This window comes from Okeania sp., from assembly GCF_035285525.1.
Lineage (GTDB): Bacteria > Cyanobacteriota > Cyanobacteriia > Cyanobacteriales > Microcoleaceae > Trichodesmium.
In genome coordinates, this window is record NZ_JAYKGW010000173.1 from 1 (window position 1) to 23,723 (window position 23,723).

Here is a 23,723-nt window from a genome sequence, read left to right on the forward strand (position 1 = left end):
AAAATATTGGTTATCGTGTTTATTACCAGTTACTTAATTCTGCTGATTTTGGATTGCCTCAAAATAGAGAAAGAGTTTTTATTGTCGGAATTAGGAAAGATTTAGATATAGATAATTTCTCTTTTCCTGAACCATTGAATTTACAAGTTAAAGTTTTTGAATTTATTGACGATATCCAGGATAATTTTAATATTCAAAAGAGAAAATTATCACCAGATATTTTGTTTAATGGTAGTGTTCCAGTATCTAGAAATAGATTTCATAAAAAAGATGAATTGAATGATTTTTTTGTTTTTTGTGACACCAGAAATGGTCATACAACAATTCATTCTTGGGATTTAATCGAGACAACTAAAAGAGAAAAGTTTATTTGTGAAACTATTCTGAAAAATAGACGGAAAAAAAAGTACGGAACTAAAGATGGTAATCCTTTATCTTTAGCAGATTTATCTGAATTAATAGATAATTTGCAAATGCAAGAATTGAATAATTTAGTAGAGAAAAAAATTATTAGTTATGTTGCCGAACAGGGTTATGAATTTGTCAATTCTAAAAATTCATCAGGTATTAATGGCATCTATCGAATATTTTTACCTCATTCAGAAATTGTGCCGATCTTAACTGCTACAAGTACAAAAGATTGTATAGCTACAGTTTCTATTAATGCAGAAACTCCAGAAGAGTATAAATCTTTATTTATTCAAGAAATTTATCGTCAGAAAAAATATCGTTATATAACTGCAAAAGACTGTGCTAAATTACAAGGTTTTCCTAGTTGGTTTAAACCCCATAGAAAAGAAAATATTGCTAAAAAACAATTTGGGAATGCAGTATCTATTCCAGTGGTTTATTATTTGGCTAAATCTTTAGTTAAGTTGTTAGGTTTTATTAATTAGAGTTTGCGTATGAACATCTAAAAGTATTAAAATTAATAATGGTTTTAGCAACTTTAGGTAGGGAAAAAGTACCAGCCTTTAGGTTAAACAAAAAGGTTAAAAAATCTAGCACAAAAGGCTAACATTTGAGGTGAAAAATTAAGAGACAATTCTTCTGTACGGACATTGCATCCAACCTCCCTAGTCCTCAATAACTCAATACGGTTCAGCTAAGACAAAAACTCATAAGATATGGAACCATTAAATAGACTTTTCAGACTACAAAACTGTACAAAAAATCCTTAACTCAACCGTATTGCTCCATAACTCCTATTCCTCCTGACTTCCCCTCCTGGGAGGGGTTAGGGGTGGGTTTACTTCTTACTCCCTACTTCCTACTCCCTACTCCCTACCTTAACAAAATTAACCCAAAGTCTCAGGGCAATATCCCAAACCCTTGACAAATTGACTTCTAAATGCTTCTATTTCTTCTTGATCCGGCTGTCCATGAGAAACCACTGCTACCTGATAACGTCTCATCACACTCAACGGTGATTGTCCAGTTTCCAAACCCCATAGTGCCATTCTCACACGAATATCAGGATCATAAGGTATCCCTAATTCATTCATAAAAGCCCGAAAATCTCCATGTTGTTCAGGATTCAAATAGTGACTCATTCTAATTTTTACCACCCAACCATCAATTTGATGAATTACTGTCATAAACTGAAGCGGTAGTTTATGGGCAATATTTAAGTATTCAACTACTCTCAGACACAGGGTAGTATTTGCTAAAAAGTAAAGGTATTCCATATCAAACTATTACCGCTGACAACTGTCCCTTTTCCTCAGGTTTAACCTCTTAGAAAAAATGTACTTAAAACGAGTAATTGTCTCTATTTCTTACAGAAATGGGAAACTATGATAGAAAGCGGGGCGGATATTACCGCTTCCCTATAAACACATTAGGTATGCGTTCTCCAATTTCTAGGAGTGGAAAACAGCTATAGAATCTATAGTCTTTTAATCTATATCAGGTATATTTGCCTGAAATATGTCTATACTTATATATTCACTCTTATGTATTGCACACCGCTAGGGGAAAAGTACCCTAATTTTTCTGGGGGACTTTACCCAGTTGGGAAGTGTGGGAACCGTGGGAAGTGTAGGAAGTGTGGGAAGAGGGAGATAGTAGAAACAACAATTGTTCCTTGATTTTTTAACCCTTAGTTTAATTTGCTGAAAATCCTAACTTTGAGGGAATAAACAAAAAATATTTACTCTGTTAAAACCCAACTACTTTACCTCACGAAGAATGGGAACTACTGTAATAACTGATAACTGAAATGACCGATATAGATTGGTCCATCGAGGCTTATAATTATGAACTTCCTCCAGAGCTAATTGCCCAAAATCCAGTTATACCAAGAGATATATCTCGCTTAATGGTGGTAGAATCATTAACACACCGTCATTGTATTTTTAGAGATGTAGTAGATTTACTCCTACCAGGAGATTTACTAATTTTGAATAATACTCGTGTGATTCCTGCGAGACTCTATGGTAAAAAGATAAGTGGCGCTCAAGTAGAAATCTTGTTATTAAAACCAATCAGTAATGATACTTGGTTAGCCTTAGTCAAACCTGGTAAACGTTTTATTACTGGTGCAAAAATTGAGTTTGAGCCTAACTCATCCTCAACTTGTGATTATAAATTGCAAGCGACAGTATTAGCAAATGACCGAGAAACTGGTGGACGTATTTTACAATTTGATTTGCCCCAAGAAGTTTCTTTGCTAGATTTGTTGCCCAAATTTGGTCATGTACCTTTTCCTCCTTATGTTACAGATTCACAGGCTCTTAGTGAACAATATCAAACTGTGTATAGTAGAGTTGCAGGAGCGATCGCTGCTCCTACTGCTGGTTTACATTTTACGGATGAGTTACTTGAAAAATTAGAAAAAAAGAATATTGAGCAAGCTTTTATAACTTTACACGTTGGTATTGGCACATTTCGTCCAGTTGAGGTTGAGGATATTACTACCCACAATATACATTCCGAATGGATTGAGGTTTCATCTACGACTGTGGAGAAAATTAATCAAACCAAGGCTAAAGGTGGGAGAATTATTGCTGTAGGAACGACGGTAGTTAGAGCTATTGAAGGAGCTTCTCTAGCTAATGAGAATCATGGTAATGATAAATCTTTAATTAAACCATTTTGTGGTGATACTAATATATTTATTTATCCTGGTTATAAATGGCGGGTAGTAGAAGGTTTAATTACTAATTTTCATTTGCCACGGTCTAGTTTATTAATGCTTGTTAGTGCTATGATTGGCAGAAAACGTCTTTTAAATTTATATGAGGAAGCAATTTCTCAAAAGTACCGATTTTATTCTTTTGGTGATGCTATGTTAATTATGCCATCTGCTAGAGTTAGTAATTAGGGTTTGCTGAAAAAAGAAAAGTTTGATACCCAACCCCTAATCCCACCCAAACCCACCCCTAGCCACTCCCAGGAGGGGAACGGGAAGTCAGGAGGAATAGGAGTTCTAGAGTCCTAGGGACGCCCTTATGCAACGTCCGTACAGAAGAATTGTATGTTACTTTTTCTCCCCTACTGAGCCTTTTTTCCTGAATTTTTTCACCTTTTTGACCTAAAAGCTGATACTTTTTTCTAACAAACAAGTTGCTAAAACCTTTATCTATAAACTCTTTCATATTTCCATACGCAAACCCCTCCTACCTAGGAGAGGAAGATAGGGAAAGTAAGAGAAATAATTTTTCTACTGATAGTTATCCTAAATCCCTCATTTTGAGCAGCTCCATCAACCAAAAAACTGGCACTTTTTCACGACCTAAAATTGCTAAAACCTTTATCTGTAAATTCTTTAATATTTAATCAGCAGAGCAATAATTAGATAATAGTAAGCATTCAATTGAATGCTTACAAAATTGATTAAATGATTAATCTTCTTCCTCTTCCTGCTCATTACTTGGATAGACAAAACTGTGGGAACGTTGAGTTAACACAGATTTACCTAAAGATAATGCCTTCTTGGCAGCTAGTCTAGCTTGACCTTTCCAGTTGGCCTTCCGCATATTTTTCTTGGATTTTGAGGTTCTCTTCTTTGGTACAGCCATAATATTTATTCTATATCTCTAAATACAGGTAATTTTATAGACAAATTATCATCTTACATTAATTTCGGTAACAATGGAATATCTAAACTAATATTAATTAATTTAAGGACTTTTTGTACTACTCCCTATTCCCTACTCCCTAATTTCGGTAACAATGGAATATCTAAACTAATATTAATTAATTTCAAACCCTACTCCCTACTCCCTACTCCGTAAATTCCTAAATTCCTACTCCCTACTCCGTAAATTCCTAAATTCCTAAATTCCTAAATTAATTAAAGTTCATGGAAATCATAAATAACTATCCCTGTCTCTGGATGGTTATCGACACTGACATAACCAGTTCGGAGCATTTCTTTCATTGCCTCTTCTACTTCTGCAAAAGTAGCTCCAGTTGCCATAACTCCTTGAGTAACAGATAATTTTCCCCCTTTAAATGAAGCTGCTTTGAGTAAAGCAACCATTAATTGTTGACGGTTTTGTGGAGCAGAGGTCTTCATAGTGATCGCCCCATTTGAGTTATGTAGGGGTACTCCTTGAGATGAAATACCTAATTTTGCTTTGACTTTATCATTATGTTCTTCTACCATACTAGGAATCAAGAACAGATCGATAAGTTGGCCTACTCCAAATAAACCATAAGTAAAGAGCCAAACTAGACCTGTCAAAATTTTACCATTATATAAACGATGGCATCCGTTCAAACCTAGTATGCCAACCCCCCATAATAAGTAACTGTACTTTATACTATTCATTTAGTCCCAAAAATTACTTATATTAATTAAATTAATTAATAATTATACTATATATATTAAATGGCCTAGCTATTTCCCTTCGTTAGATATTGGGATGTGTACCAGGAAAGTCAGTTGTTTTTCTGCTTCTCTACTCCTCTACTCCCTACTCCCTAAAGCAGAGGAAAAATCTATAATTTTAAAGATTAATCTAGTAATTTTTTGGAGACTTTGTGTTACTTAAAACAGCCTTGAAGTTATATATGTCAATGCTTTGAGATTTCCATAGGCAAACCCTAGTTAGATATTGGGATGTGTACCAGGAAAGTCAGTTGTTTTTCTACTCCTCTACTCCTCTACTCCCTACTCCCTACTCCCTAAAGCAATCAATACTTTGTAATTCTTAATGAAAAGTATATACTTTCAGCCCTCAGATCTTGCTACACTGTATAGCGTGGAAAAAATCATCTATGTCTCGATCATTCTTGAGATTTTACTATATATAGATCGAATTAAAAGTATTTAATGTTCCACACCATTAATCATAGAGTCACACATTAAAAAAACAAAATAAATTATGGTAGATACTCTAAAAAAACCGGCTTTTGAGGAAATGAGACCAGGAGTTAAAGTTCCTTCTAAAGAAACAATATTAACTCCTCGATTCTACACTACAGATTTTGATGAGATGGCAAAAATGGATATCTCAGTTAATGAAGATGAATTACTTGCCATTTTAGAAGAATTTCGAGTTGATTATAATCGTCATCATTTTGTCAGGGATGAGAAATTTGATCAATCTTGGGAGCATATTGATGGGGATACTCGTCGTTTATTTGTTGAATTTTTAGAACGTTCTTGTACTGCTGAATTTTCTGGTTTTTTACTTTATAAAGAATTAGGTCGTCGCCTCAAAGATAAAAGCCCTGTTTTGGCTGAATGTTTTACTTTAATGTCAAGAGATGAAGCTCGTCATGCAGGTTTTTTGAACAAGGCAATGTCTGACTTTAATTTGTCTTTGGATTTAGGTTTTCTGACTAAAAGTCGTAAGTATACTTTCTTTAAACCAAAGTTTATTTTCTACGCTACTTATTTATCAGAAAAAATTGGTTATTGGCGTTATATTACTATTTATCGTCATTTAGAAGCTCACCCAGAAGATAGAATTTATCCTATTTTCCATTTCTTTGAAAGTTGGTGTCAAGATGAAAATCGTCATGGAGATTTTTTTGATGCTATTATGAGAGCTAAACCAGATATTTTGAATGATTGGCAAGCAAAATTATGGTGTAGATTTTTCTTGCTTTCTGTGTTTGCTACTATGTATTTGAATGATGTTCAACGGGCTGATTTTTATGCTGCTATTGGTTTGAATGCTCGTGATTATGATAAGTATGTAATTGAGAAAACTAATGAAACTTCAGGACGGGTTTTTCCGATGATTTTGGATGTGGAAAGTCCTGAGTTTTATGAAAGATTAGAAGTTTGTGTGAAGAATAATGAGAAGTTGACAGCGATCGCTAATTCTAATCAACCAGGTTTTGTGAAGTTTTTCCAGAAGTTACCTTTGTATGTTTCTAATGGTTGGCAATTTTTGAAGTTGTATTTAATGAAGCCAATAGAAACTGCTTCTATGGAAGGTTCTGTTCTTTAAGGAAGTAGTTAATAATTAATTTTTAGATTTTAATAGCTTTGTTTTATAGCAAGGCTATTTATTTTAAAAATAAATAGTAGGGGCGGGTTTTAACTAGAATTTTGAGATTTATTTCAGATGTAGATAAACCCGCCCTAATGCAGAAATGTAGGGGCGGGTTTTAACTAGAATTTTATGTTATTTCAGATGTAGATAAACCCGCCCTAATGCACAAAATTAGTTGTGTTAGTCTAAAATATTTCTTACATAAAGTTGGGGAATAGGCAATAAGAAATAGTCGAGATAAAATTGTTAATTTAATGTCTAAAATTAATTTAATTAAAACTTTTCCCAATTGATTTTACTATGAATTTTTAGAGATATTTACTATTAGAAAAATCAAGAAAAAATTTTTATATCATTCAGATAATCTATGATTGAATTATAAAATCTCTAGCCCCAGGTAGGGGAACATCTGTAAAAGTAGCAAACTTTCCACCATTACCAAAACCATTAGCTCTACCATTAGGATTGTAATATAAATCTCCACTGGAAAAATCGTAAACAATTTCTGCACTGCTTCTAGCAACTTCATCCTTACTATCAACAACTGCAAATTCTCTGATAACATTAAAACCTCTACCACTACGACTATTTAAACTGGTAAAAGTGGTTTTGTCCAGAACAATTTTGTCCTGGTTTAATACAAAATCTGTGATAGTATCTACTCCTACATCATTGCGACGAAAACGCATATCTGTTTCATAAATAAGTTTATCTTTTCCTTTACCACCAACGAAAGTATCATTACCACCTCCACCATTAATATCATCCCTCCCACTTTCACCTATTAATAAATCTCTTCCAGCACCACCAATTAAAGTATCATGATCTGAACCGCCATTAATTTCATCATTACCTCTTCCACCATTGAGAGTATCTTTAACTCCTCCGCCTACAATAACTTCATTTTTTTAGTTCCTGAAAGTTTATCATTTCCAAAACTACCTGGAAGTAAATTTTCTGAATTTTCTACTAGCGCTTCTACACGAATATTGTCAAAAAAAACATCTCCAGTTACTCCACCTGAACTTATAAAATCTTCAAACTTCAAGTGAATTTATTCACCAATTGTGAATATAATTTAAATAGATTCCCATTTTCCAGTATCCTGTAAATCAGTAAAATCTTCAGCTCGGTTAATAGTATTTTGACTTGTTCCAGCAACCCATACATCTGCATTATTTAATTCATTTCCATATCCTACAAATCCACCAAAATCTGTTGCTACGCTTCCTGGTAATCCCAAACTAAGATAATCAAAAGATAAACGATATATCCCAAAATTACTATTACTAAACAGAACCGTGAAGGAGTCTTTTGTATAAATATCTCCTCCGTTTCCAAAACCACTAAATGAAATAACTTGGTCATTTTGTAGTGAAGTGGGTCATTAGTAATAAATCCTGTAAAAGAACCTCCAGATTTTCCAGTCCAACGAGATAAGTTTGACTCAAAATTTTCAAAAAAGATTGTTTCAAAAGTAAAATTTTTAGCCATCAAGTTTTTCTTCAATTAACTAGATTATATATAGTGTGATATTAATTAACTTTATATCATTTTGCTTGCAAAAAAAAGTTATTATTGCTTAATTATAATTATTATCCTAAGAGTGATTTTACAGAGGATTTCACTTTGGTGAAGTACACCACCCACGCGAGCAAGATGTAAGGTTTCCGAAAAATTACATCACACTGAAAATATTTAATTATTAAATCTGTACTTCATATACTTGTAATAGGAATAATTTTAATTATCTTAAAAATTAAATTCTGCTAATACTGGAAAATGGTCAGAGGGAATTATGCCATCATATTTTTTATCAATTACTTCGGCGTTTTGTAACTTGAATCGACTATCATAATAAATAGTATCTATTGGCAAAAAAGCTTTGTCCGTAAAATGGTTATAAGTCATCTGATGATTTAATTTTAAATTAGATAAAACATCTAATAAACTCAATCCATTTTGCCAAGGATGCAAAAAAGTATTTCTGGTGATCGAACCTGGTTTATCGTTAAAATCTCCAGTAACAAAAATCAAATAATTTTGAGGATTTAATTTTTCTGTTTGGAGGCGATCGCAAATTAATTTAGCACCTAATTCCCGTGACTTTTTACTATCATAATCCAAGTGAGTATTAACTACAACTATTTGCCGATTTTTTCCCACAATATCAAATCTTGCCCAAGTAGCGATTCTGGGTAAGTAATTTCCCCAAGTAGGAGTTATGCTTCCTGGTACATCTGGTGTCTCACTTAGCCAAAAATCTCCATGATCGAGACAATTTAATTTATCTTTCTGAAAAAATATGGCGCAGTGTTCATCCTTACCTTTACCACTTCTATCAGTTCCCAAACAATAATAATTAGATAATAATTGTTGTAAATCTGATAGTTGATTTAGTTTAACTTCCTGAGTACCAATTATATCTGGTTCATGTTCATAAATGAGGTTAACTACAGCATTTTTTCTTACTTCCCAAGAGAAATTTCCGAGGTCAGGTTTATCATATCTAATATTAAAAGTAATAATTTTAATTACCATTTGATTCTGGAATAGGGAGTGATAATTTAATAAATATTCAGTTGATTTGGGAATTATTTAATTGTTATAATCTGTGGGAAATTGATATTAATATACTCTTGTAATCCTAAATAATTTTTGATAGAAAAATGTAGGGGTTTGGTCTCCAAACCAGGGGCATAAATGGGATTGGGAAACCAAACCCCTACGCTCAGATTTGACAACTTATTTAAGATTATTATACTAATTGTAAATACTTTAGATAACCTCAAATAAAAACTTAATTAAAAACATTAATTAACTAAGAAAGCCTCGCAGTTTTAATCGACAAAACTGTGAGGCGGGTCTATCTATACAGAATCTAGTTATTCTATGACAAAATAATTATAGGGAAGGTTCCCTCATTTGTCAAAACTATGATATTATAAGTATTTCTTGTGGAATGCTGGGGAAACAGCCATCAGCTATCTGCTATTGTTTTTATTGTGCAATCTAAAGCTTTATTCATGTTAGCATCTAGCCGTAATATATATAGCTAGTCTATGTACAGAGGAACTGGGAAATTCAGAAATTAGTTATTAACTAAACTGTTACATCGTAGAAAAAATTAATCTCCAAGGAGAATCAAAACTAATAGACATCTCCCAAAATCAAAATTAAAATCAATTATTATCCATAAATTATCAATTCTTCTTCCCAGTTAAGTGTTCTTAGTTCAAGTATTCCCTCTTGATCTGGAGATGTCTAATAAATAAAATTGATTATTATTTAACCTGAAAATTTGCTGAATTTTTCCCAAAGCTGAATGGGAGGATATTCCACACCGAAAAGCTGACAGCTAATAACTGAATTCTTACTTATTAATTGAACCAGAATTAAATCTGTCTATAAACAAAAGTATTGCTATATTTAATCAATGAATAATCAATAACTAACAATGGATAATTAAAAAGTATAAAGTGTATATTTATGGTAATTTAGGAATAAAATTAGGTAATTAATTTTGCCTAGGTACTTAATTAATTTATTAATGAATTATTCATAACTAATTGATTATCAATTATCCATTATCCATTATTAATTAGGGCTGGCTGATTAAATCTAAAAGTATTCACAGATAAATATTTCAGTCTTTTTAGGGTCTGGTCTGGTTTATCGGGAACCGTAAAAGTGCAAATTTTTAGGCGGATCAGGTTGAAAAACTTAGTATTTTACATTAACTAGAAAAGAAAAATTAAGCAACTATTTTTTCAAGTACTTCTTCTATAACTCACCGCTTATGCTTATTCTGTAAGGAAGTTGCAGTAAGGACGTCCTTATGCAACGTTCCTAGACACTCCCTACCAAGTGAAAAAGACTTCTTCAGCAAACCCTAATTATTAATTATTTAACTGTTAAAGTACGCAAACGATTTATCGCTGCTGCTAACTCAAAACGTCGGAAAAAAGCTAAATCTCCTTGTGGAAAAGGAACTAAAACATCCAAACTTTTAGATTCAATATCTGCCATCACAGCATCAATAATTTCTAATAAAGTCCGATTGCCATCCATATATTGTTTCTTAGCATAAACCATAGCAGCACCAATAGCTCTTACTTGGTCTTTACTCACCAACTGTTCCACTGCGGAAAGGTCAACATCTTCACTGCCAAACACCACCTCATCAACATCCCGCACTTTCAAACGTACATCTCGTCGTCCCCGACTGTGGTCTAGACTTGCAGGTTGTGGTATTCGGCCTCGAATGTCCCCAAATTTTTCCCCACCTTCAGCAGTACGACCAGTAGTGTATTGCTCGGCGATCTCCTTAGCTTTTTCTGTAACTTCTTGCGCTACAAAGTTTTCCATGGCAATGACTTTATCTGCCACTTCAAAATAATCACCACTACCACCCATAACTAAAATAGTTGAGACTTGATGCTCCGCATATAAATGTCGTACCTTATCAATAAAAGGAGTAATAGGTTCCTGTTCTTTAGCAATAAGTTCTTGCATTCGGCGATCGCGAATCATAAAGTTAGTAGCTGCCGTATCCTCATCCACTAACAACACAGGAGATGTTGTTTTGGTTGTTGTACCTTCTTCAGAATTACCTTCTTCAGAATTACTTTTTCTTAAACCTGCTTCTAAAGCTTCCACAATATTTGCAGCTTGAGAGGTACTACCACTAGCATTGTCTGTAGTAAATTCCTCAGTCGAACGACCCTGAGGCAACTGATTAATAAAAGGAGAAATATCTACACCAGCGACACTACGACCATCCTCAGCTCTAATTTTAATAGCCCCCGGATCTGTGACTACAAATTCCCTTCCATCACCAGGTACATGATTATAAACCCCCAGTTCAATAGCTTTCAGGAGAGTTGACTTACCATGATAACCACCACCAACAATTAAAGTCACCCCTTGAGGGATTCCCATACCAGAAATCTTACCTTGATTCGGACATTTCAATTCTACCTCCAAAGAAGGGGGAGACTTAAATGGTACGACTTCCTCAGATGATAAAGGGCGATGGTCAACCCCACTGCGACGAGGTAAAATTGCTCCATTTGCCACAAAAGCCACTAAATTTTTTTCTGGCAACTGTTTCCGTAACCAATCTGCATCCTCTACAGTTTCTACATGACGGCGACAAGCTTCAGCATCTAATTGTTCATATTTGAGACTGCGGTGAACAATATAAGGTATATCATCACAAAGCATTTCTGCTGCTTGCCTTCCTAAAATCCGACGACCACCAGCAGGTAATCCTACTACTAATCTGACTTCCACACCTTTTTGATTTGTCACCTTGATTGGTTTTGCTCTTTGTAAAGCTGGGTTTGTGCCTGGTTCTGGTTTTGTAGCTGGAGGAGCTAACTTAATCAGGTATGCTGATGTCCTTTCTAGAACTTCCTGTCCCATTTTTGTAATTGCTATCATCCCACTTTTACCTGTCCCACGTCTGCCACTAACTTCGTAGGCCAGTCTGTCAAATTTACGGGTCAGGAAATCTCGTAGGGCCATTTCCCGAATGGGATTTTCATAAAGTTCTTGAGGAAAGCCAGTGACCGTATAAGGCACCTGTACCCGAAGCTTACTAGGGGCGGCAAAGGGGTCTCCCTGAACATAGTCAATAATTAGGGTAAAGTCAGGAAATTCGTAACTACCTTGAATATCTCTATAGGCTTTGTAGTTACCGTTATCTAAGTCTAAGAGTTTCTTCCTGAGAGTTTGTTGATTAGTCATTTTTCAGGTGCCAGATGTCATTTTAGTTATCATTTATCAGTTATCAGTACCTTTAGCTAAAGCCAATAGATTTGATATTTGACAATTTTTTTAGTCAGTGCTTGTGGCAATAGAGGATATTTTCAAGATGAATGAATATATCTCTATTAGTAAACAAAAAGCTTACACCAAAATCTGTAATTATAGTCTAATGACTGCTATTGTTTTCCAGATTATATAAGTTAATGTAAATCTTGAATTATACCTTAGCAATAATTTAATGTCAAGTAAACAAATATCAGAAAATTAAGTTGGAGATGGGGGGATGTGGAGATGGGGAGATGGGGAGATGGGGGGGATGGGGAGATGGGGGGATTGGGTAAGTCCTGTTAATAAAAAGAATTTGCGCAGTCGCGATCGCTAACCACCCCATTAGGTAGAATTGTATTGCACAATTCCATTGTTTCCCAGGAAATATTTTCCTGTTCAATTCCGGCAAAACTTGTGCCTCTTAAGTCTGTTCCTTGGAAATTAACACTTCTAATAGTAGTAGTCTCTCTGGGAAAAGATCTGACTGAAACTGTTTTGAGGGTACATTCATTAGCAGCAAAACAAGCTCTTTCCAGAAAAGCATTTTCTAGGTTAGTTTGTTCTAGAATAGCTCCTCCAAGATAGGTATCAGATAGGTTTGCTTGTTTTAAATTTGTCAATTTTAGATTAGTTCCTTGTAAGTTAGCTCCCTGTAAATTTGCTTTCTGAAGGTCAGCACCTTGTAAATTAGCTCCCTGCAAATTAACCCCTGTAAGTATTGCTGCCTTCAAATTACTGTTAGTGAAGTCAGTATTTGCTAGGTTTGCTCCTTCTAAATTTGCATAAGCTAAATTTGCATTCTGAAAATTGCCATAACTTATTTGGGCAGCTTCAAATTTAGCACCTTGAAGATTTGCCGACTCAAATTTAGCACCTCTCAGATTTGCTCCTTGTAAATTCGCTAACATTAAATCAGCATTTTCCATGCTAGCATTTATGAGATTAGCCGTCCTGAAATCAGCATACATAAGTTTAGATTTTTGCCACTGAGTATTAGAACAGTTTGCTCCTTCAAAGTTAGTTCCTTTGCCATGAACTTTTTGTAGGTTTGCTCCCTCTAACTGAGAAAAATTTAAGTTGAGTCCTTGTATACTTACTCCTTCCAATTTACATCCTAAACACTCATTACTCTCTAACAAATATTGGAAAGTAACTGGTTGAGGAGAATTTATGGCAGCGATCGCGCTGCCTAAACTGAGGAGTCCTGCTAGAGCTAATAGTAATAATAAGTGTTTCATTGAACTAATCCTATTTTTACAGCGTTTTCGGTTGGCGATGATATCATGTACAGTAGCATCAGAGCATGTATAAAATTTTTGACTATTAAGACTTACCCAAAAAACAAAATTATACACCATCTCTCCCGTTCCCTGTTCTGTTCCGTGTTCCGTGTTCCGTGTTCCGTGTTCCGTGTTTCGTGTTCCCTGTTCTGTTTCGTGTTTCGTGTTCCCTGTTCCCTTATTAATTAAATAAATACCTGAAGTTGTTTGATATAAGTGGCTAAAATATTCAGAGTTATCGCCACTAGGGCAACGAGACTTATATATTTTAAACCGCCTTTTTTCCAATATAACAAGGAATCATTTACCAGTGTAATCATAGCAATAACCACTAATAAATTTAAGCCTCGGAAGGGAACCAATGTCGGATTATATTGTAGTAACAATAACTCAACGCCCCAAACATAAACCACACTCATAAATAATACCAAACCATAACGATTAAGTCCGATAGTGAGACTATAGCGACAAATCAGCCAACTTAAACTTCCAACTAAAAGACATCCTAGCAAAAAAGTAACAGCACTTAGAGGTTCCATTAACAAAGCAGCAGCAGCAGGAAGAACAATATAACCCCCAGAGCGTACTGATGACCTCTGGTAAATCAAGTAACTTAAAACCAAGACTAAACCAAATTGCAGTAGGGGATAACTGAACTCAATATCTAATGTTTCTGCATAAGCAGGATGTACTATATTAAAATCTATATCTAACCAATACCAACCTAACCAATAAATTGTTGCTACTATTCCCCCGGTAAATAGTGTAGTGATGCCAACACCTTGAACCACTCTCAACTGTTTTTGTTTCGTCCAACTGAAGGCAATGATAGCAGGAATTAAACTTCCTGTCATACCTTCCTCAGAGAATTGCACCCAACCCAAGTTGTCGTATAAGATGGCAAGGGGATAGACTAAGCAGAGAGACATGATAGCCAGAATATACATTGGTGTCCGAGGTTGTAACGATTTCAAATGGCTAAAATATCGTTGATAGAGAGAAAATAAGATAAAAGCCAAACCTATTAAGCTAATACCCCATATAGGGGATAATATAATTGTTACTACTAACAATCCTGGAACAATAACCCCTCCAGGAACTATGCCTTCATTATCTTTATAATAAATGGCTGCAAAAGCACCGATGAGCAATGCTAAACGGGTAATTTCTGAGGTGTTGAGGAATTCAAACATACTTTCTGTTTTGCTTTTTTGTGTTTTGCTTTTTTGTGTTTTGCTTTTTTGTCTGTTTCTAAAATCGGACTTTGAACTAAAGTTTGGAATAAAGTCAAAAGTTTTTGTGCTTGAGGAGTATGGATGTTAACAGCTCCTACTAATAGAATATTTTTCTTCTCTATTGTTTGGGTAATTTGGGTGAGTAAACTGGTGGCAGGGGAATCTTTATAAACAGTTGAATCACCTAATAACAATAGACGTTCTGGGGTAGCAGTGAAAAACTTTTCTACTTCTGCTTCGCAACTTCCTATAGTCACAACTCGGTCAAAGTTCATGCTTTGGCTGAGTCGAGCAAATAAGTTGACTCGTGGTAGTCTATCAGAACGGTTGTTCAGTAAGACAACTTTGGCGTGTTGAGGATATTGGGCAAAAATTCGCTGGCAGAGTAATTGAAAACTTTCTCTATCGTTGACAGCAAATAAATTAGCCCAAATAATGTTAGAGTCTTTCCAGTTAATAGGTTCCAATTTCAATGCACTTTCATCGTTAAGAGTTTGCCACATAGCTCGCAACGCTCGTTTTCTAGGAACTTTTAATAGGTTGGCAACTTCCAGAGCGATCGCCACATTTTCTTCTATGGCAACTGCACTAAACCCTTTTAAATCTGTAGTTTTGATTTGACTAGAGTCTACAGCAATAAGTTTAGTTCCCCTCTTTTCTGCCTCAGTCTGGAGAATTTTGAGTAATTCCGGGTTGGACTCAGATGTAATTAGCTTACCATTTCTGGGAATAGTGGCTGCTAGGGAATAGGCTATTTCTTCCAGAGTTTCTCCTAGATAGTCTGGATGATCGTAGCGAACATTGGTAATAATTCCCAGATCAGAGCGCATGACTTTTTGTTCCAACCATTCTGCATAGACTGGGTTAATAGCCATACATTCCATAACCACAGCTTCTGCTCCTTGGCGAAAAAAACTCCGCATTACATCTACTTGCTCGTTAACGTTAGGATAACCTTTCCGCTCCCAAACAGATTCTTTACCGTTAGGATGAATAATATGGGCGGTACTACCAGTAATTTTGCCAAAGGTTTTATAACCTGCTGCTTGCACAACTGCTGCTACATAACGGGTTACGGTTGATTTACCCCGAATCCCATTCACATGAACTCGATACAAAATTTGGTCTCGTTTTTGACGAAATTGCTGATAGCGAATTAGCAAGTATAGAAAATAGATACCTAAGCTAGCAAAGGTAACAAAGAAAGGTATAGCCTCCTTAAACATCTGAAATTTCAACCTCCCTCCTAATTTATGTATAAAGTTGGCTTCGCCCGGTTATTTTGGCTTATTAAATTCGACACACTGGTTTTTCCAATCTCCAGGACTTACGCAGCCACCTATAGTGTTTAAAACCCCATACGCAATAGTTTATATAGAAACCTTATGGTATCTTTACAAAGCTGTGTTTTTTTGCCTAAGTCAGGAGTCAACTCACCCCTAACCCCGACCGTGGAGGGGAAATAAGGAAAAAGCTAGAAAAATAGTCTTATAGTTATTCTGAATAAGAATGAAACATTTTTTGAGCTGAAACCTTTTAACAGTAATAAATTATTGTCTCAGTCTAAACCAGAATGACTATATATTCACCATCTCCCCATCTCCCCATCTCACCATCTCACTATCTCACCATCTCTTTACCTATTTACCTATTTAATGCCAAACACTCTTAGGTCAGAACTAGCCACAGATCCTGATGTATTGTTACCAAAATAACGTTTACTTAGATCAACTTTTATAGTTATTCTGAATAAGAATGAAACATTTTTTGAGCTGAAACCCTTTGACAGCAATAAATTATTGTCTCAGTCTAAAACAGAATGACTATAGTCATTCCAGTACGGTTCCCTAAAAATCATGCATTGTAGGATTTTGGGCATTTCGAGGGGTAGAAAACAAAAGGAAGATTCTTCTGTACGGACGTTGCATCCAATGTCCCTACTCTTCTATGATTCCCATTCCCATAATGATTCTGACTTCTGGCTTCTGGCTTCTGGATTCTGGCTCCTGGCTCCTGGCTTCTGGCTCCTGGATTCTGGCTCCTGGCTTCTAGAACTTAGGCTGAAGAGCCATGAAAGTAAGATGGAGTTTAACTGTACCAGGCTCCCCTGATAATCTTAAAAAGTCATGGCCGTGAGGAATCTGAAACTGAATCAGATTTTTCAACTCTAGAGGTTTTTCCCAACTGACACAAGCCAGGTCATCAAACATGGCTATTCCTTTCCCTTTTTGGGGAGGATAGTGACGCAGCCAGAGCATTAAAGCACGGGGGTTATCTTTTTTAGGATTGACCACCTGTTCCAATTTCCGATCTTTGGGCACAGATAAGTCTACCACGATGGGTTCCCAATCAAAAGTATGACCAGGGTGAGTAAAAATAATCTCATCTCCAAAAGCTTGTTCTCCTTCACTGGCACGATAGCGGACTTTTAGTTGGATACTGCCTGCATTTTCCCCCTTTACATATCCAACTAGGGTCAAATCTTTCTTTGGGCGATCGCTTGCATCTCCAAATACCCGGATTCTTTCCCGAAACTGAGTTACGGCTATCTGATGATTTTTGGCCGAGCGCTCTAGACAAATTCCTGTGGTGCCTCTATGTGCCCCCTGATGACAGGCAAAGGATGTCTTACCTTTCTGAGAGACTCCCCAACGATTAATATCTTGTACTTCTGAGTCTATGTCCCAATCTTCTACTTCGCCAAATATCATTAAGTCTCTGCCCAAACTGATTTGGTAGATTTCATCTGTACTTGCTTGGACTTGGTATAGAGATGCTTCACTGGGGGCGATTGCTCGTAAATCTACTAATGCCCATCCATTTTCATTTATCATAACAGGAACATCAAAACTGTATTTTTTGATACTAATATTAGATTTGTCTACTCCTGTGAGAGAAACCGAACCCCGATTTAAATAAGGATAAACAAGGACTCCATCACGAGAAAATTCTCCTATTCTGCGGATAAAGCGATTTGCTAGGTCTCCTCCAATAATTTGGGGGCGATAATCTTCTAAATAAATGGGTATTACTTGGAGTTTGGTCACTTCTTCTGACTGAACATCTACCAGAGCTACTAATTCCAGGAAGGTCTCCAAGCGGTCAGAGTCAAAAACTAAGTTGCCAAGGCTATAAAATAAGGGAACGCCATGACGAAACCCTAAACCTTGAGGCAGATGGGGATGATGTCCCACAATTAACCCTGCTCCAGCATTAGCAACTTTGTCCATCAAGTTTTCGACATAAGATGTGGGGGCAAAAGTATATTCAGTACCTGCGTGTAACTGGACAATAGGAAATCGCCCTTGGTTTTTTTCCTGGGCAATTAAGTTTTCTACCGTAGCTATATCCCGGAGGTCTGCTGCACCTCCCTGATTTTCAGTAGCTACAAACTGTAGAGGTTCTGGATAGCGATCGCCGGCAATGGAAGAAAAAGAAAATAGAGAATATTCTGTGTTTCCTAAGTTAAGGCGATAAGGTTCTTGAGCTGTAGTTGGAGTAAGTCCGGCACCGCTGTAAGCTAGACCAATATGTTGTAAATTTTCGATAGTGGTAGTTAACCCAGATGCTAAATAATCCCAAAGGTGGTTATTTCCCAAGGCGACATAGTTAACCCCTAACTTGTAGAGTTGTTCGACTGATTCGGGGAGGGTGAAAAAACTGTATGGTTTAGCCCAATGGGGTGTTTTGGGGTGATCTAGAACTGGGGTTTCCAAATTTACGCTACGAAAGTCGCTGAAGTTATTCTGAAATAAAGGTTGTAAACCTTCTAGCACTTTAGCACTGCCATTTTGAGGATGGGAAGCTTGAATTAGAGCATCAGGATTATTTGGAGGAATTTTATTCCGGGGAGTTTTCTCTTCTGGATCGAGAAACCGCCTACCCATTGCCACATCTCCTCCAAATAGAAATCTAGTTTTTGATTCTGTCCGTTTTACCAAAGGAAGAGGTGGAACTTCCACTTGAGAGATTGTTAGAGGTAATGATAAAACTAGAGGAACAATTTCCCGATCAAACTTAGGAGTATCAATTTTTAAAAGTTGGTTATGACGAGGTGCAGAGGGAAAGAAATACTCTCCCAAAATATTAGTAACTGTTTCTGTCTCTCCCAGACGAACCGGAATATTACTCAGGGGAGTATCTCCAGTTGCGACTATTCTGCCTTTTACTTGAATGGGAGTGTTCTGATACTGACGCACTAGCTCCATTTCTTCAGCTACCAAGGGGTTGAGAAATTCTTGGAGAGACCAAGCTTGGGCTGGTGCGGGATAAAGATATAGGGTTAGGAAAAAGAATATTGCTAGACAAATAATTTTTTTTCCTAATACAACGCTTCCGGTTGTTAAGAGGTACATCCATCGTGGGCAAGATGCTCGCACTACAAGATTTTGATTGTTTACCCTGTATATCATTTGCTTGAAATATCCTGTATTTCTACAATATTGGCTGATACTATGTTAAACCAAAGCATCGAGCTTTGATAAGTGATATCAAATCCGCTGGCTTTGGTAATATAAGAAACCGGGTTTGTTGGAGGTCGATGTTAGTATTTTAGGGCGTTTGAGACAAACCCGGTTTCTCTGCTTTTTTGTACCAATACTACAGGATTTGATATGATGCTATATGAATGACATTAAATGAATACGATCTTGTTTAAATAAATCCCACCAAATCTCTTGTGAATGAATAGATGCTTTGTGATCTTGGATTATTCTGGTTTCTATAGGCATTTTTCCTATTAGTTCAAACCAGCTTTTTTCAGCTTCTATGGTTATATCTGTTGCTTGAGTTTTATACATTTTTGCTAATTTTGAAAAAAGCGATCACTCCCCTATAAAAGAGGAAGCGATCGCTCTTCTGCATTAGACCATAACTTGTTAGTGCTTTTAGATTAAGAACACTTGCAAGTTAACTCATCAGAATTTACTGGTTCCGTAGCTGAAAGTTCTCTTACCTAAGATGCAGAACATTGTTTCATAACTTTCAAAGACATTCCCCCTAAGTTATTACTAGGTTTAGAGTCTTCTATATAGAACTCCATTTCTGTTGTGTCATCAAGACTGAAGAAAACTGGTTCGGGAGCATTTTGGAAAGCTTGACTAGAGCTTTCATAACGACAAGCACCGTATTTGGGATGATCGCAATTACCGTTAACTACTTTGTTGTAGGGAGAACGGAAATAATAACGAGTTTCCCAACCCAAGTCACAATCATTGCCCTTAGCATTGCATCCACGTTCTATACCGCTACCGCTCCAGGCATCATAGTTACCACCCTCATTGGCAGCAATAACTGTTACTTCGTATTCACCAGCAGAGAAACTTTGGAGAACAGGGTTATCTTTATTGTTAACCTGAGCATCAATATTGATAATTTCTGTAGTTTCAGCACAGCCTTCCTCATTACCAAAGAGAACTGTAGCCTCTGCTCCCTGAGCAAGTTTCACAGTAGCGCTTCCGTCAGTGGAAGTAGTAGGAACATATCCCTCTGGAATAACTTCCCGAACTGTGTATGTACCAGCAACTAAATTTTCAAAGCGATATTTACCATCAGCATCGGTAACACTTACTGGTTCTTTGGTGTCGAGTTTGCCGTTATTGTTCAAATCCAGATAAATAGAAACTTTTTCTATGACTGGTTCTAGTTGAGCATTTTTTCTAGCTTCTTCTGGGGATTGCAGATTTTTAAACACGGCTAGCAGTTCATCGAGATTGGTAAATATGACTGCATTGGGGTCAATAATTTTTAAGTCAGATAAGGAAGAACCTGTTCCTACGCCAAAAGAAGAAAGGTTACTGCCGCGCTGGCGTAGTTCTTGTACTTCGTCGTCAAAACTTCCCCCATGAGTAGATTTACCATCAGAAAGGAAAATTACGTTACCTTCTCCATTAGCAGTGCCTAACTCTGACATTGTTTTCAGAACTTCCTGGAGAGCTGCTTCAAAGTTAGTGTTGACTCCAACATCACCATAGAGTTTATAGCGTTTTTGGAAGGTTCCTAAAACTTCTTCTACATCTGGCGTACCGCTACTATCAGCATCACTAGCAGGATTAGTTGCTAGTTGTGTTCCATTGGTAACGGGGTTGCCATCAGCAGTAGCACCACCGTCAGCAAAATAGATTAGACTAATCCGTGCATTTTTGCCAAAGCCTTTATCAATCAATTGTTGATTCAGGGCTTGAAATCCTGCTATTTCTGCATCTAAGATAGTATCTGCTTTACCATCCTTGTTAATATCACCGACTTTAGTCTCACCAACAAACTTTTTGTTGACGGTACTACCGGAAATATCTATTACAAAAAAGACATCAGGGTTATCTCCCTTAATCAGGGTTGCGTTGCGTTTACCATCTCCGTTAGTATCGAGCCATTTGATACCTGCGATGACACCTGTTGGTACTGGTTTAGGTACTGGTTTAGGTACTGGTTTAGGTTCTGGAGGCTTAACACTACCCGGCAAACCTCGCACACTAATTAGATCGAAGCCTGGAGAACAACCACCTTGATCTACACCAACAACTTTAACGTATTTAACTGGTTTTTTATATTTAATAGAAGCCAAATCTAATTGAACGATACCCATTTCGTTCACTCTACCCAGATAGGTGAACTCAGAACCATCCGCACTCACATAAATATCTGCATTTTCATTAGCAGAACTCCGGCGGTCAAAACTTTGAATGAAAATGTCGTTACCAGGACTATCAACTATCACTTCATCCTCGAAACTGACAATTACATAGGAGTCTTTTGGCAAAGAGAGCCATGTCACCAGAGGATTATTACCTACGACTGGTTCTGCTGGTGGATGACCAAGAAAGACATCAGGTCTAACAGATGCCATGCAGTACCACCCAGTTTTAGGTAGACCATAATTTCTCGGTGGACCGCCGTAAGGACCAGGAATCGCCCCCTTGCCGCCATCATAAAATTCCACTAATTTGTCAGCCCAACCATTGCCAGTAGCAGCAATTACTGGATTTGGATTAATACTAAAGCAGGTTAATGATAGAACCACTAGCATTAGCCAACCTAAAATTCGTTTCATTTGAGATTTTTCCTCCATCTACAGGTATTAATGGTCAAGTTAACCTCTGTCTAGAGGGTAAAATTATTTTGAGTGAATGATATAAATTTAATATTTTCTTTATAAGTTTAGAAATTACCCATAAAAACCTTATCAGAACTTAGGCACTTACCCTAGATGTAGTGCTTAAAACTCTTGTGCAATAGTTTTTTGAATCTATATTATAGATATAGTAAGTCCTGTTTATCATCAAAAGGGCGGGTTTAGGTAGGGTATGCTGATTTATCGGGAACCGTAAAAGTCTTTATAAGGAGATGGGGAGATGGGGAGATGGGGAGATGGGGAGATGGGGAGATGGGGAGATGGGGAGATGGGGAGATGGGGAGATGGGGAGATGGGGAGTAATTTTTTTCCCAACGTATGCGCCCAAAATGCGCTCCTTTTTAAACCTTTTTGAGCTAAAAGCTGACGTTTTTTCCCGACTTAAAATTCCTAAAAGCTTTGTATGTCGATGCTTTCATATTTTTTCAGCAAGCCCTAGGTAAATCTGAGATGGAACCGGAATTGGTCGCTCTACAATATAAAAACCCTAATGATTAATAATTAATAATTAATAATTAATTATTTAATACCTAAATTTTGAGCATTCTGCCAACTTTTATAAGTTTCTGTATCACTAAGAATATTTACATTAAATAAATCTATTCCTTCTTCCTCTAATAAAGCCAATATTGCTAAATTTAATTGATCATAAGCTCTCGAATAATTTTTTAAATCATTAGTAAATCCAATTACTCTAATGATACGAGCATTTCTTTCGCATCCCTCAAATCTAACTGAACAAGAATCATATAAAATATCAATTGATTTTGGTATTTCTCGAATTTTATCCCTGATATGAGCTACTTTTGTAGATGAAATACCATCAATTTTAATATACGACATAAAAGCTGCTGTCTTATTTTCAATTGGCTGTTGAGAGAAACTTTTGATGCTACCATCAATCATTTTAGAGTTAGGAATTTTTTGGGTGACTCCCTCATCGGGTATATAAATTGTTGTACTTCTAATGCCTATATGTTGTACAGTACACTTCAGACCACTTGGCAGTAAAAGCCAGTGATTTACTCGATACAAAGTGTCAGTATAAATTACAATTGTCGCTAACCAATCAACAATAACATCCTTAAATAATAAGCCTAGTGAAAGACCAGCACCTCCGATTAAACCAAATATTGCAGTAGCAGAAGCTCCTAGTAATACTTCTCCTGCTTTTATAGTAAAAATTACGATGGCAGTTAACCTCAATAATTTAGGAATATAGGGGCTAATAATATCATCCAATTCCGTGTCTGTTTGAGCTGATAAAAGTCTCAAAAATTCTCCTAAAATTGGAGATGTACGGTAGATAATTAGTGTGATATTACCTACTATTGCTAGGCTAATAATTCCTGTGATTTCTTGATTGAATTTGGGGGAAATATAATCTGTCAGGATTAATTGTATAACCCGAAATCCCAATAAATAGATAAACCATCCGATAGGTTGTTTAATGGCTGCAATTAATTGGTCATCAAGGGTGGTTTTTGTATTACGAGTTAAAGCTTCAATTCGCTTAATTACAATTGTGCTTAATAATTTTTTGAAGACTAATGTTGCCATTAAAACCAGGACTATAACAAATATTTTTCTTAATGGTATATCCTGTATTGTCAGAATTGTAATGCTTTGTAAAATTTGTTCCATAATTAGCTGATAAGTTATTCAAACTTTAAAATTTACGTTAGATTAAAGCAGGAGGTATAGGATATAAAGGATAATGGAATAGTTTTTAGAGATAGAAATACTTTTGTTTACTGTTTTGTACGAATGTTGTATACAACGCCTCTATCTACTTCTTAGTTAT

19 protein-coding genes and 1 pseudogene are annotated in these 23,723 nt (G+C 36.1%); 3 read left to right on the plus strand and 17 right to left on the minus strand.

What is annotated here, in order from left to right; genetic code table 11:
• Nucleotides 1-896, plus strand: an 896-nt coding sequence (locus VKJ25_RS16535) for a DNA cytosine methyltransferase (RefSeq protein WP_324237736.1), incomplete at its 5' end; no start/stop codon positions are given.
• Between the two features lie 402 nt (nucleotides 897-1,298).
• Here VKJ25_RS16535 and VKJ25_RS16540 read toward each other — a convergent pair.
• Nucleotides 1,299-1,688 carry a hypothetical protein gene (locus VKJ25_RS16540; RefSeq protein ID WP_324237737.1) on the minus strand — a complete coding sequence of 130 codons (390 nt, stop codon included), beginning with the start codon at nucleotides 1,686-1,688 and terminating at the stop codon, nucleotides 1,299-1,301.
• A 533-nt stretch (nucleotides 1,689-2,221) separates the two neighbouring features.
• Here VKJ25_RS16540 and queA point away from each other — a divergent pair.
• A complete protein-coding gene (queA, locus tag VKJ25_RS16545; RefSeq protein ID WP_324237738.1) occupies nucleotides 2,222-3,325 on the plus strand; it encodes a tRNA preQ1(34) S-adenosylmethionine ribosyltransferase-isomerase QueA in 1,104 nt (367 codons plus the stop codon).
• A gap of 520 nt (nucleotides 3,326-3,845) precedes the next feature.
• Here queA and rpmF read toward each other — a convergent pair.
• Together rpmF and VKJ25_RS16555 are read right to left on the minus strand one after the other, a co-directional pair.
• Entirely contained in the window at nucleotides 3,846-4,022 is a 177-nt protein-coding gene (gene rpmF, locus VKJ25_RS16550) for a 50S ribosomal protein L32 (RefSeq protein WP_324237739.1), read from the minus strand.
• A 275-nt stretch (nucleotides 4,023-4,297) separates the two neighbouring features.
• The gene (locus tag VKJ25_RS16555) at nucleotides 4,298-4,777 is read right to left on the minus strand and encodes an NINE protein (protein ID WP_324237740.1); all 480 of its coding nucleotides are present in this window, start codon (nucleotides 4,775-4,777) and stop codon (nucleotides 4,298-4,300) included.
• 556 nt (nucleotides 4,778-5,333) lie between these two features.
• Between VKJ25_RS16555 and acsF the strand changes: the two genes are divergently transcribed.
• Nucleotides 5,334-6,410 carry a magnesium-protoporphyrin IX monomethyl ester (oxidative) cyclase gene (gene acsF / locus VKJ25_RS16560; RefSeq protein ID WP_324237741.1) on the plus strand — a complete coding sequence of 359 codons (1,077 nt, stop codon included), beginning with the start codon at nucleotides 5,334-5,336 and terminating at the stop codon, nucleotides 6,408-6,410.
• A gap of 410 nt (nucleotides 6,411-6,820) precedes the next feature.
• Here the strand turns inward: acsF and VKJ25_RS16565 are convergent, their stop codons facing one another.
• The 14 genes and pseudogenes from VKJ25_RS16565 to VKJ25_RS16625 all read right to left on the minus strand — a co-directional run bounded on the left by VKJ25_RS16565 (nucleotide 6,821) and on the right by VKJ25_RS16625 (nucleotide 23,563).
• Entirely contained in the window at nucleotides 6,821-7,144 is a 324-nt protein-coding gene (locus VKJ25_RS16565) for a hypothetical protein (protein WP_324237742.1), read from the minus strand.
• Nucleotides 7,145-7,171: 27 nt separating this feature from the next.
• Nucleotides 7,172-7,351: pseudogene (locus tag VKJ25_RS24675) on the minus strand (calcium-binding protein); the annotation flags it as partial.
• A complete protein-coding gene (locus VKJ25_RS16570) occupies nucleotides 7,345-7,503 on the minus strand; it encodes a hypothetical protein (RefSeq protein ID WP_324237743.1) in 159 nt (52 codons plus the stop codon). The pseudogene VKJ25_RS24675 and the gene VKJ25_RS16570, both read right to left, overlap by 7 nt.
• A 30-nt stretch (nucleotides 7,504-7,533) precedes the next feature.
• Entirely contained in the window at nucleotides 7,534-7,698 is a 165-nt protein-coding gene (locus VKJ25_RS16575) for a hypothetical protein (protein WP_324237744.1), read from the minus strand.
• A complete protein-coding gene (locus VKJ25_RS16580; protein WP_324237745.1) occupies nucleotides 7,677-7,949 on the minus strand; it encodes a hypothetical protein in 273 nt (90 codons plus the stop codon). Before VKJ25_RS16580 ends, VKJ25_RS16575 begins: the two co-directional genes overlap by 22 nt.
• Before the next feature lie 258 nt (nucleotides 7,950-8,207).
• Entirely contained in the window at nucleotides 8,208-8,996 is a 789-nt protein-coding gene (locus VKJ25_RS16585; RefSeq protein WP_324237746.1) for an endonuclease/exonuclease/phosphatase family protein, read from the minus strand.
• A gap of 1,362 nt (nucleotides 8,997-10,358) precedes the next feature.
• Nucleotides 10,359-12,206: an ABC-ATPase domain-containing protein gene (locus VKJ25_RS16590; protein WP_324237747.1), complete on the minus strand. Its 1,848-nt coding sequence runs from the start codon at nucleotides 12,204-12,206 to the stop codon at nucleotides 10,359-10,361.
• A 368-nt stretch (nucleotides 12,207-12,574) separates the two neighbouring features.
• Entirely contained in the window at nucleotides 12,575-13,513 is a 939-nt protein-coding gene (locus tag VKJ25_RS16595; RefSeq protein WP_324237748.1) for a pentapeptide repeat-containing protein, read from the minus strand.
• 227 nt (nucleotides 13,514-13,740) lie between these two features.
• The gene (locus tag VKJ25_RS16600; protein WP_324237749.1) at nucleotides 13,741-14,748 is read right to left on the minus strand and encodes a poly-gamma-glutamate biosynthesis protein PgsC/CapC; all 1,008 of its coding nucleotides are present in this window, start codon (nucleotides 14,746-14,748) and stop codon (nucleotides 13,741-13,743) included.
• Nucleotides 14,709-16,016, minus strand: coding sequence for a poly-gamma-glutamate synthase PgsB (pgsB, locus tag VKJ25_RS16605; RefSeq protein WP_324237750.1), 1,308 nt, complete (start codon nucleotides 16,014-16,016; stop codon nucleotides 14,709-14,711). Before pgsB ends, VKJ25_RS16600 begins: the two co-directional genes overlap by 40 nt.
• 822 nt (nucleotides 16,017-16,838) lie before the next feature.
• The gene (locus tag VKJ25_RS16610; protein WP_324237751.1) at nucleotides 16,839-19,202 is read right to left on the minus strand and encodes a CapA family protein; all 2,364 of its coding nucleotides are present in this window, start codon (nucleotides 19,200-19,202) and stop codon (nucleotides 16,839-16,841) included.
• Nucleotides 19,203-19,409: 207 nt separating this feature from the next.
• Nucleotides 19,410-19,589 carry a hypothetical protein gene (locus tag VKJ25_RS16615; protein ID WP_324237752.1) on the minus strand — a complete coding sequence of 60 codons (180 nt, stop codon included), beginning with the start codon at nucleotides 19,587-19,589 and terminating at the stop codon, nucleotides 19,410-19,412.
• 155 nt (nucleotides 19,590-19,744) lie between these two features.
• Nucleotides 19,745-21,838 carry an SdrD B-like domain-containing protein gene (locus tag VKJ25_RS16620; protein WP_324237753.1) on the minus strand — a complete coding sequence of 698 codons (2,094 nt, stop codon included), beginning with the start codon at nucleotides 21,836-21,838 and terminating at the stop codon, nucleotides 19,745-19,747.
• 600 nt (nucleotides 21,839-22,438) lie between these two features.
• Nucleotides 22,439-23,563, minus strand: a complete 1,125-nt coding sequence (locus tag VKJ25_RS16625) for a mechanosensitive ion channel family protein (protein ID WP_324237754.1) — start codon at nucleotides 23,561-23,563, stop codon at nucleotides 22,439-22,441.
• Nucleotides 23,564-23,723 lie beyond the last annotated feature (160 nt).

What these genes read in the sequence shown, in the direction of transcription:
- acsF (WP_324237741.1), top strand. Translation starts at nt 5,334, where the DNA reads ATGGTAGATACTCTAAAAAAACCGGCTTTTGAGGAAATGAGACCAGGA.
- VKJ25_RS16585 (WP_324237746.1), bottom strand. Translation starts at nt 8,996, where the DNA reads ATGGTAATTAAAATTATTACTTTTAATATTAGATATGATAAACCTGAC.
- VKJ25_RS16620 (WP_324237753.1), bottom strand. Translation starts at nt 21,838, where the DNA reads ATGAAACGAATTTTAGGTTGGCTAATGCTAGTGGTTCTATCATTAACC.
- VKJ25_RS16595 (WP_324237748.1), bottom strand. Translation starts at nt 13,513, where the DNA reads ATGAAACACTTATTATTACTATTAGCTCTAGCAGGACTCCTCAGTTTA.
- VKJ25_RS16610 (WP_324237751.1), bottom strand. Translation starts at nt 19,202, where the DNA reads ATGATATACAGGGTAAACAATCAAAATCTTGTAGTGCGAGCATCTTGC.
- VKJ25_RS16540 (WP_324237737.1), bottom strand. Translation starts at nt 1,688, where the DNA reads ATGGAATACCTTTACTTTTTAGCAAATACTACCCTGTGTCTGAGAGTA.
- VKJ25_RS16590 (WP_324237747.1), bottom strand. Translation starts at nt 12,206, where the DNA reads ATGACTAATCAACAAACTCTCAGGAAGAAACTCTTAGACTTAGATAAC.
- pgsB (WP_324237750.1), bottom strand. Translation starts at nt 16,016, where the DNA reads ATGTTTAAGGAGGCTATACCTTTCTTTGTTACCTTTGCTAGCTTAGGT.
- queA (WP_324237738.1), top strand. Translation starts at nt 2,222, where the DNA reads ATGACCGATATAGATTGGTCCATCGAGGCTTATAATTATGAACTTCCT.
- VKJ25_RS16565 (WP_324237742.1), bottom strand. Translation starts at nt 7,144, where the DNA reads ATGCGTTTTCGTCGCAATGATGTAGGAGTAGATACTATCACAGATTTT.
- VKJ25_RS16580 (WP_324237745.1), bottom strand. Translation starts at nt 7,949, where the DNA reads ATGGCTAAAAATTTTACTTTTGAAACAATCTTTTTTGAAAATTTTGAG.
- rpmF (WP_324237739.1), bottom strand. Translation starts at nt 4,022, where the DNA reads ATGGCTGTACCAAAGAAGAGAACCTCAAAATCCAAGAAAAATATGCGG.
- VKJ25_RS16625 (WP_324237754.1), bottom strand. Translation starts at nt 23,563, where the DNA reads ATGGAACAAATTTTACAAAGCATTACAATTCTGACAATACAGGATATA.
- VKJ25_RS16615 (WP_324237752.1), bottom strand. Translation starts at nt 19,589, where the DNA reads ATGTATAAAACTCAAGCAACAGATATAACCATAGAAGCTGAAAAAAGC.
- VKJ25_RS16555 (WP_324237740.1), bottom strand. Translation starts at nt 4,777, where the DNA reads ATGAATAGTATAAAGTACAGTTACTTATTATGGGGGGTTGGCATACTA.
- VKJ25_RS16600 (WP_324237749.1), bottom strand. Translation starts at nt 14,748, where the DNA reads ATGTTTGAATTCCTCAACACCTCAGAAATTACCCGTTTAGCATTGCTC.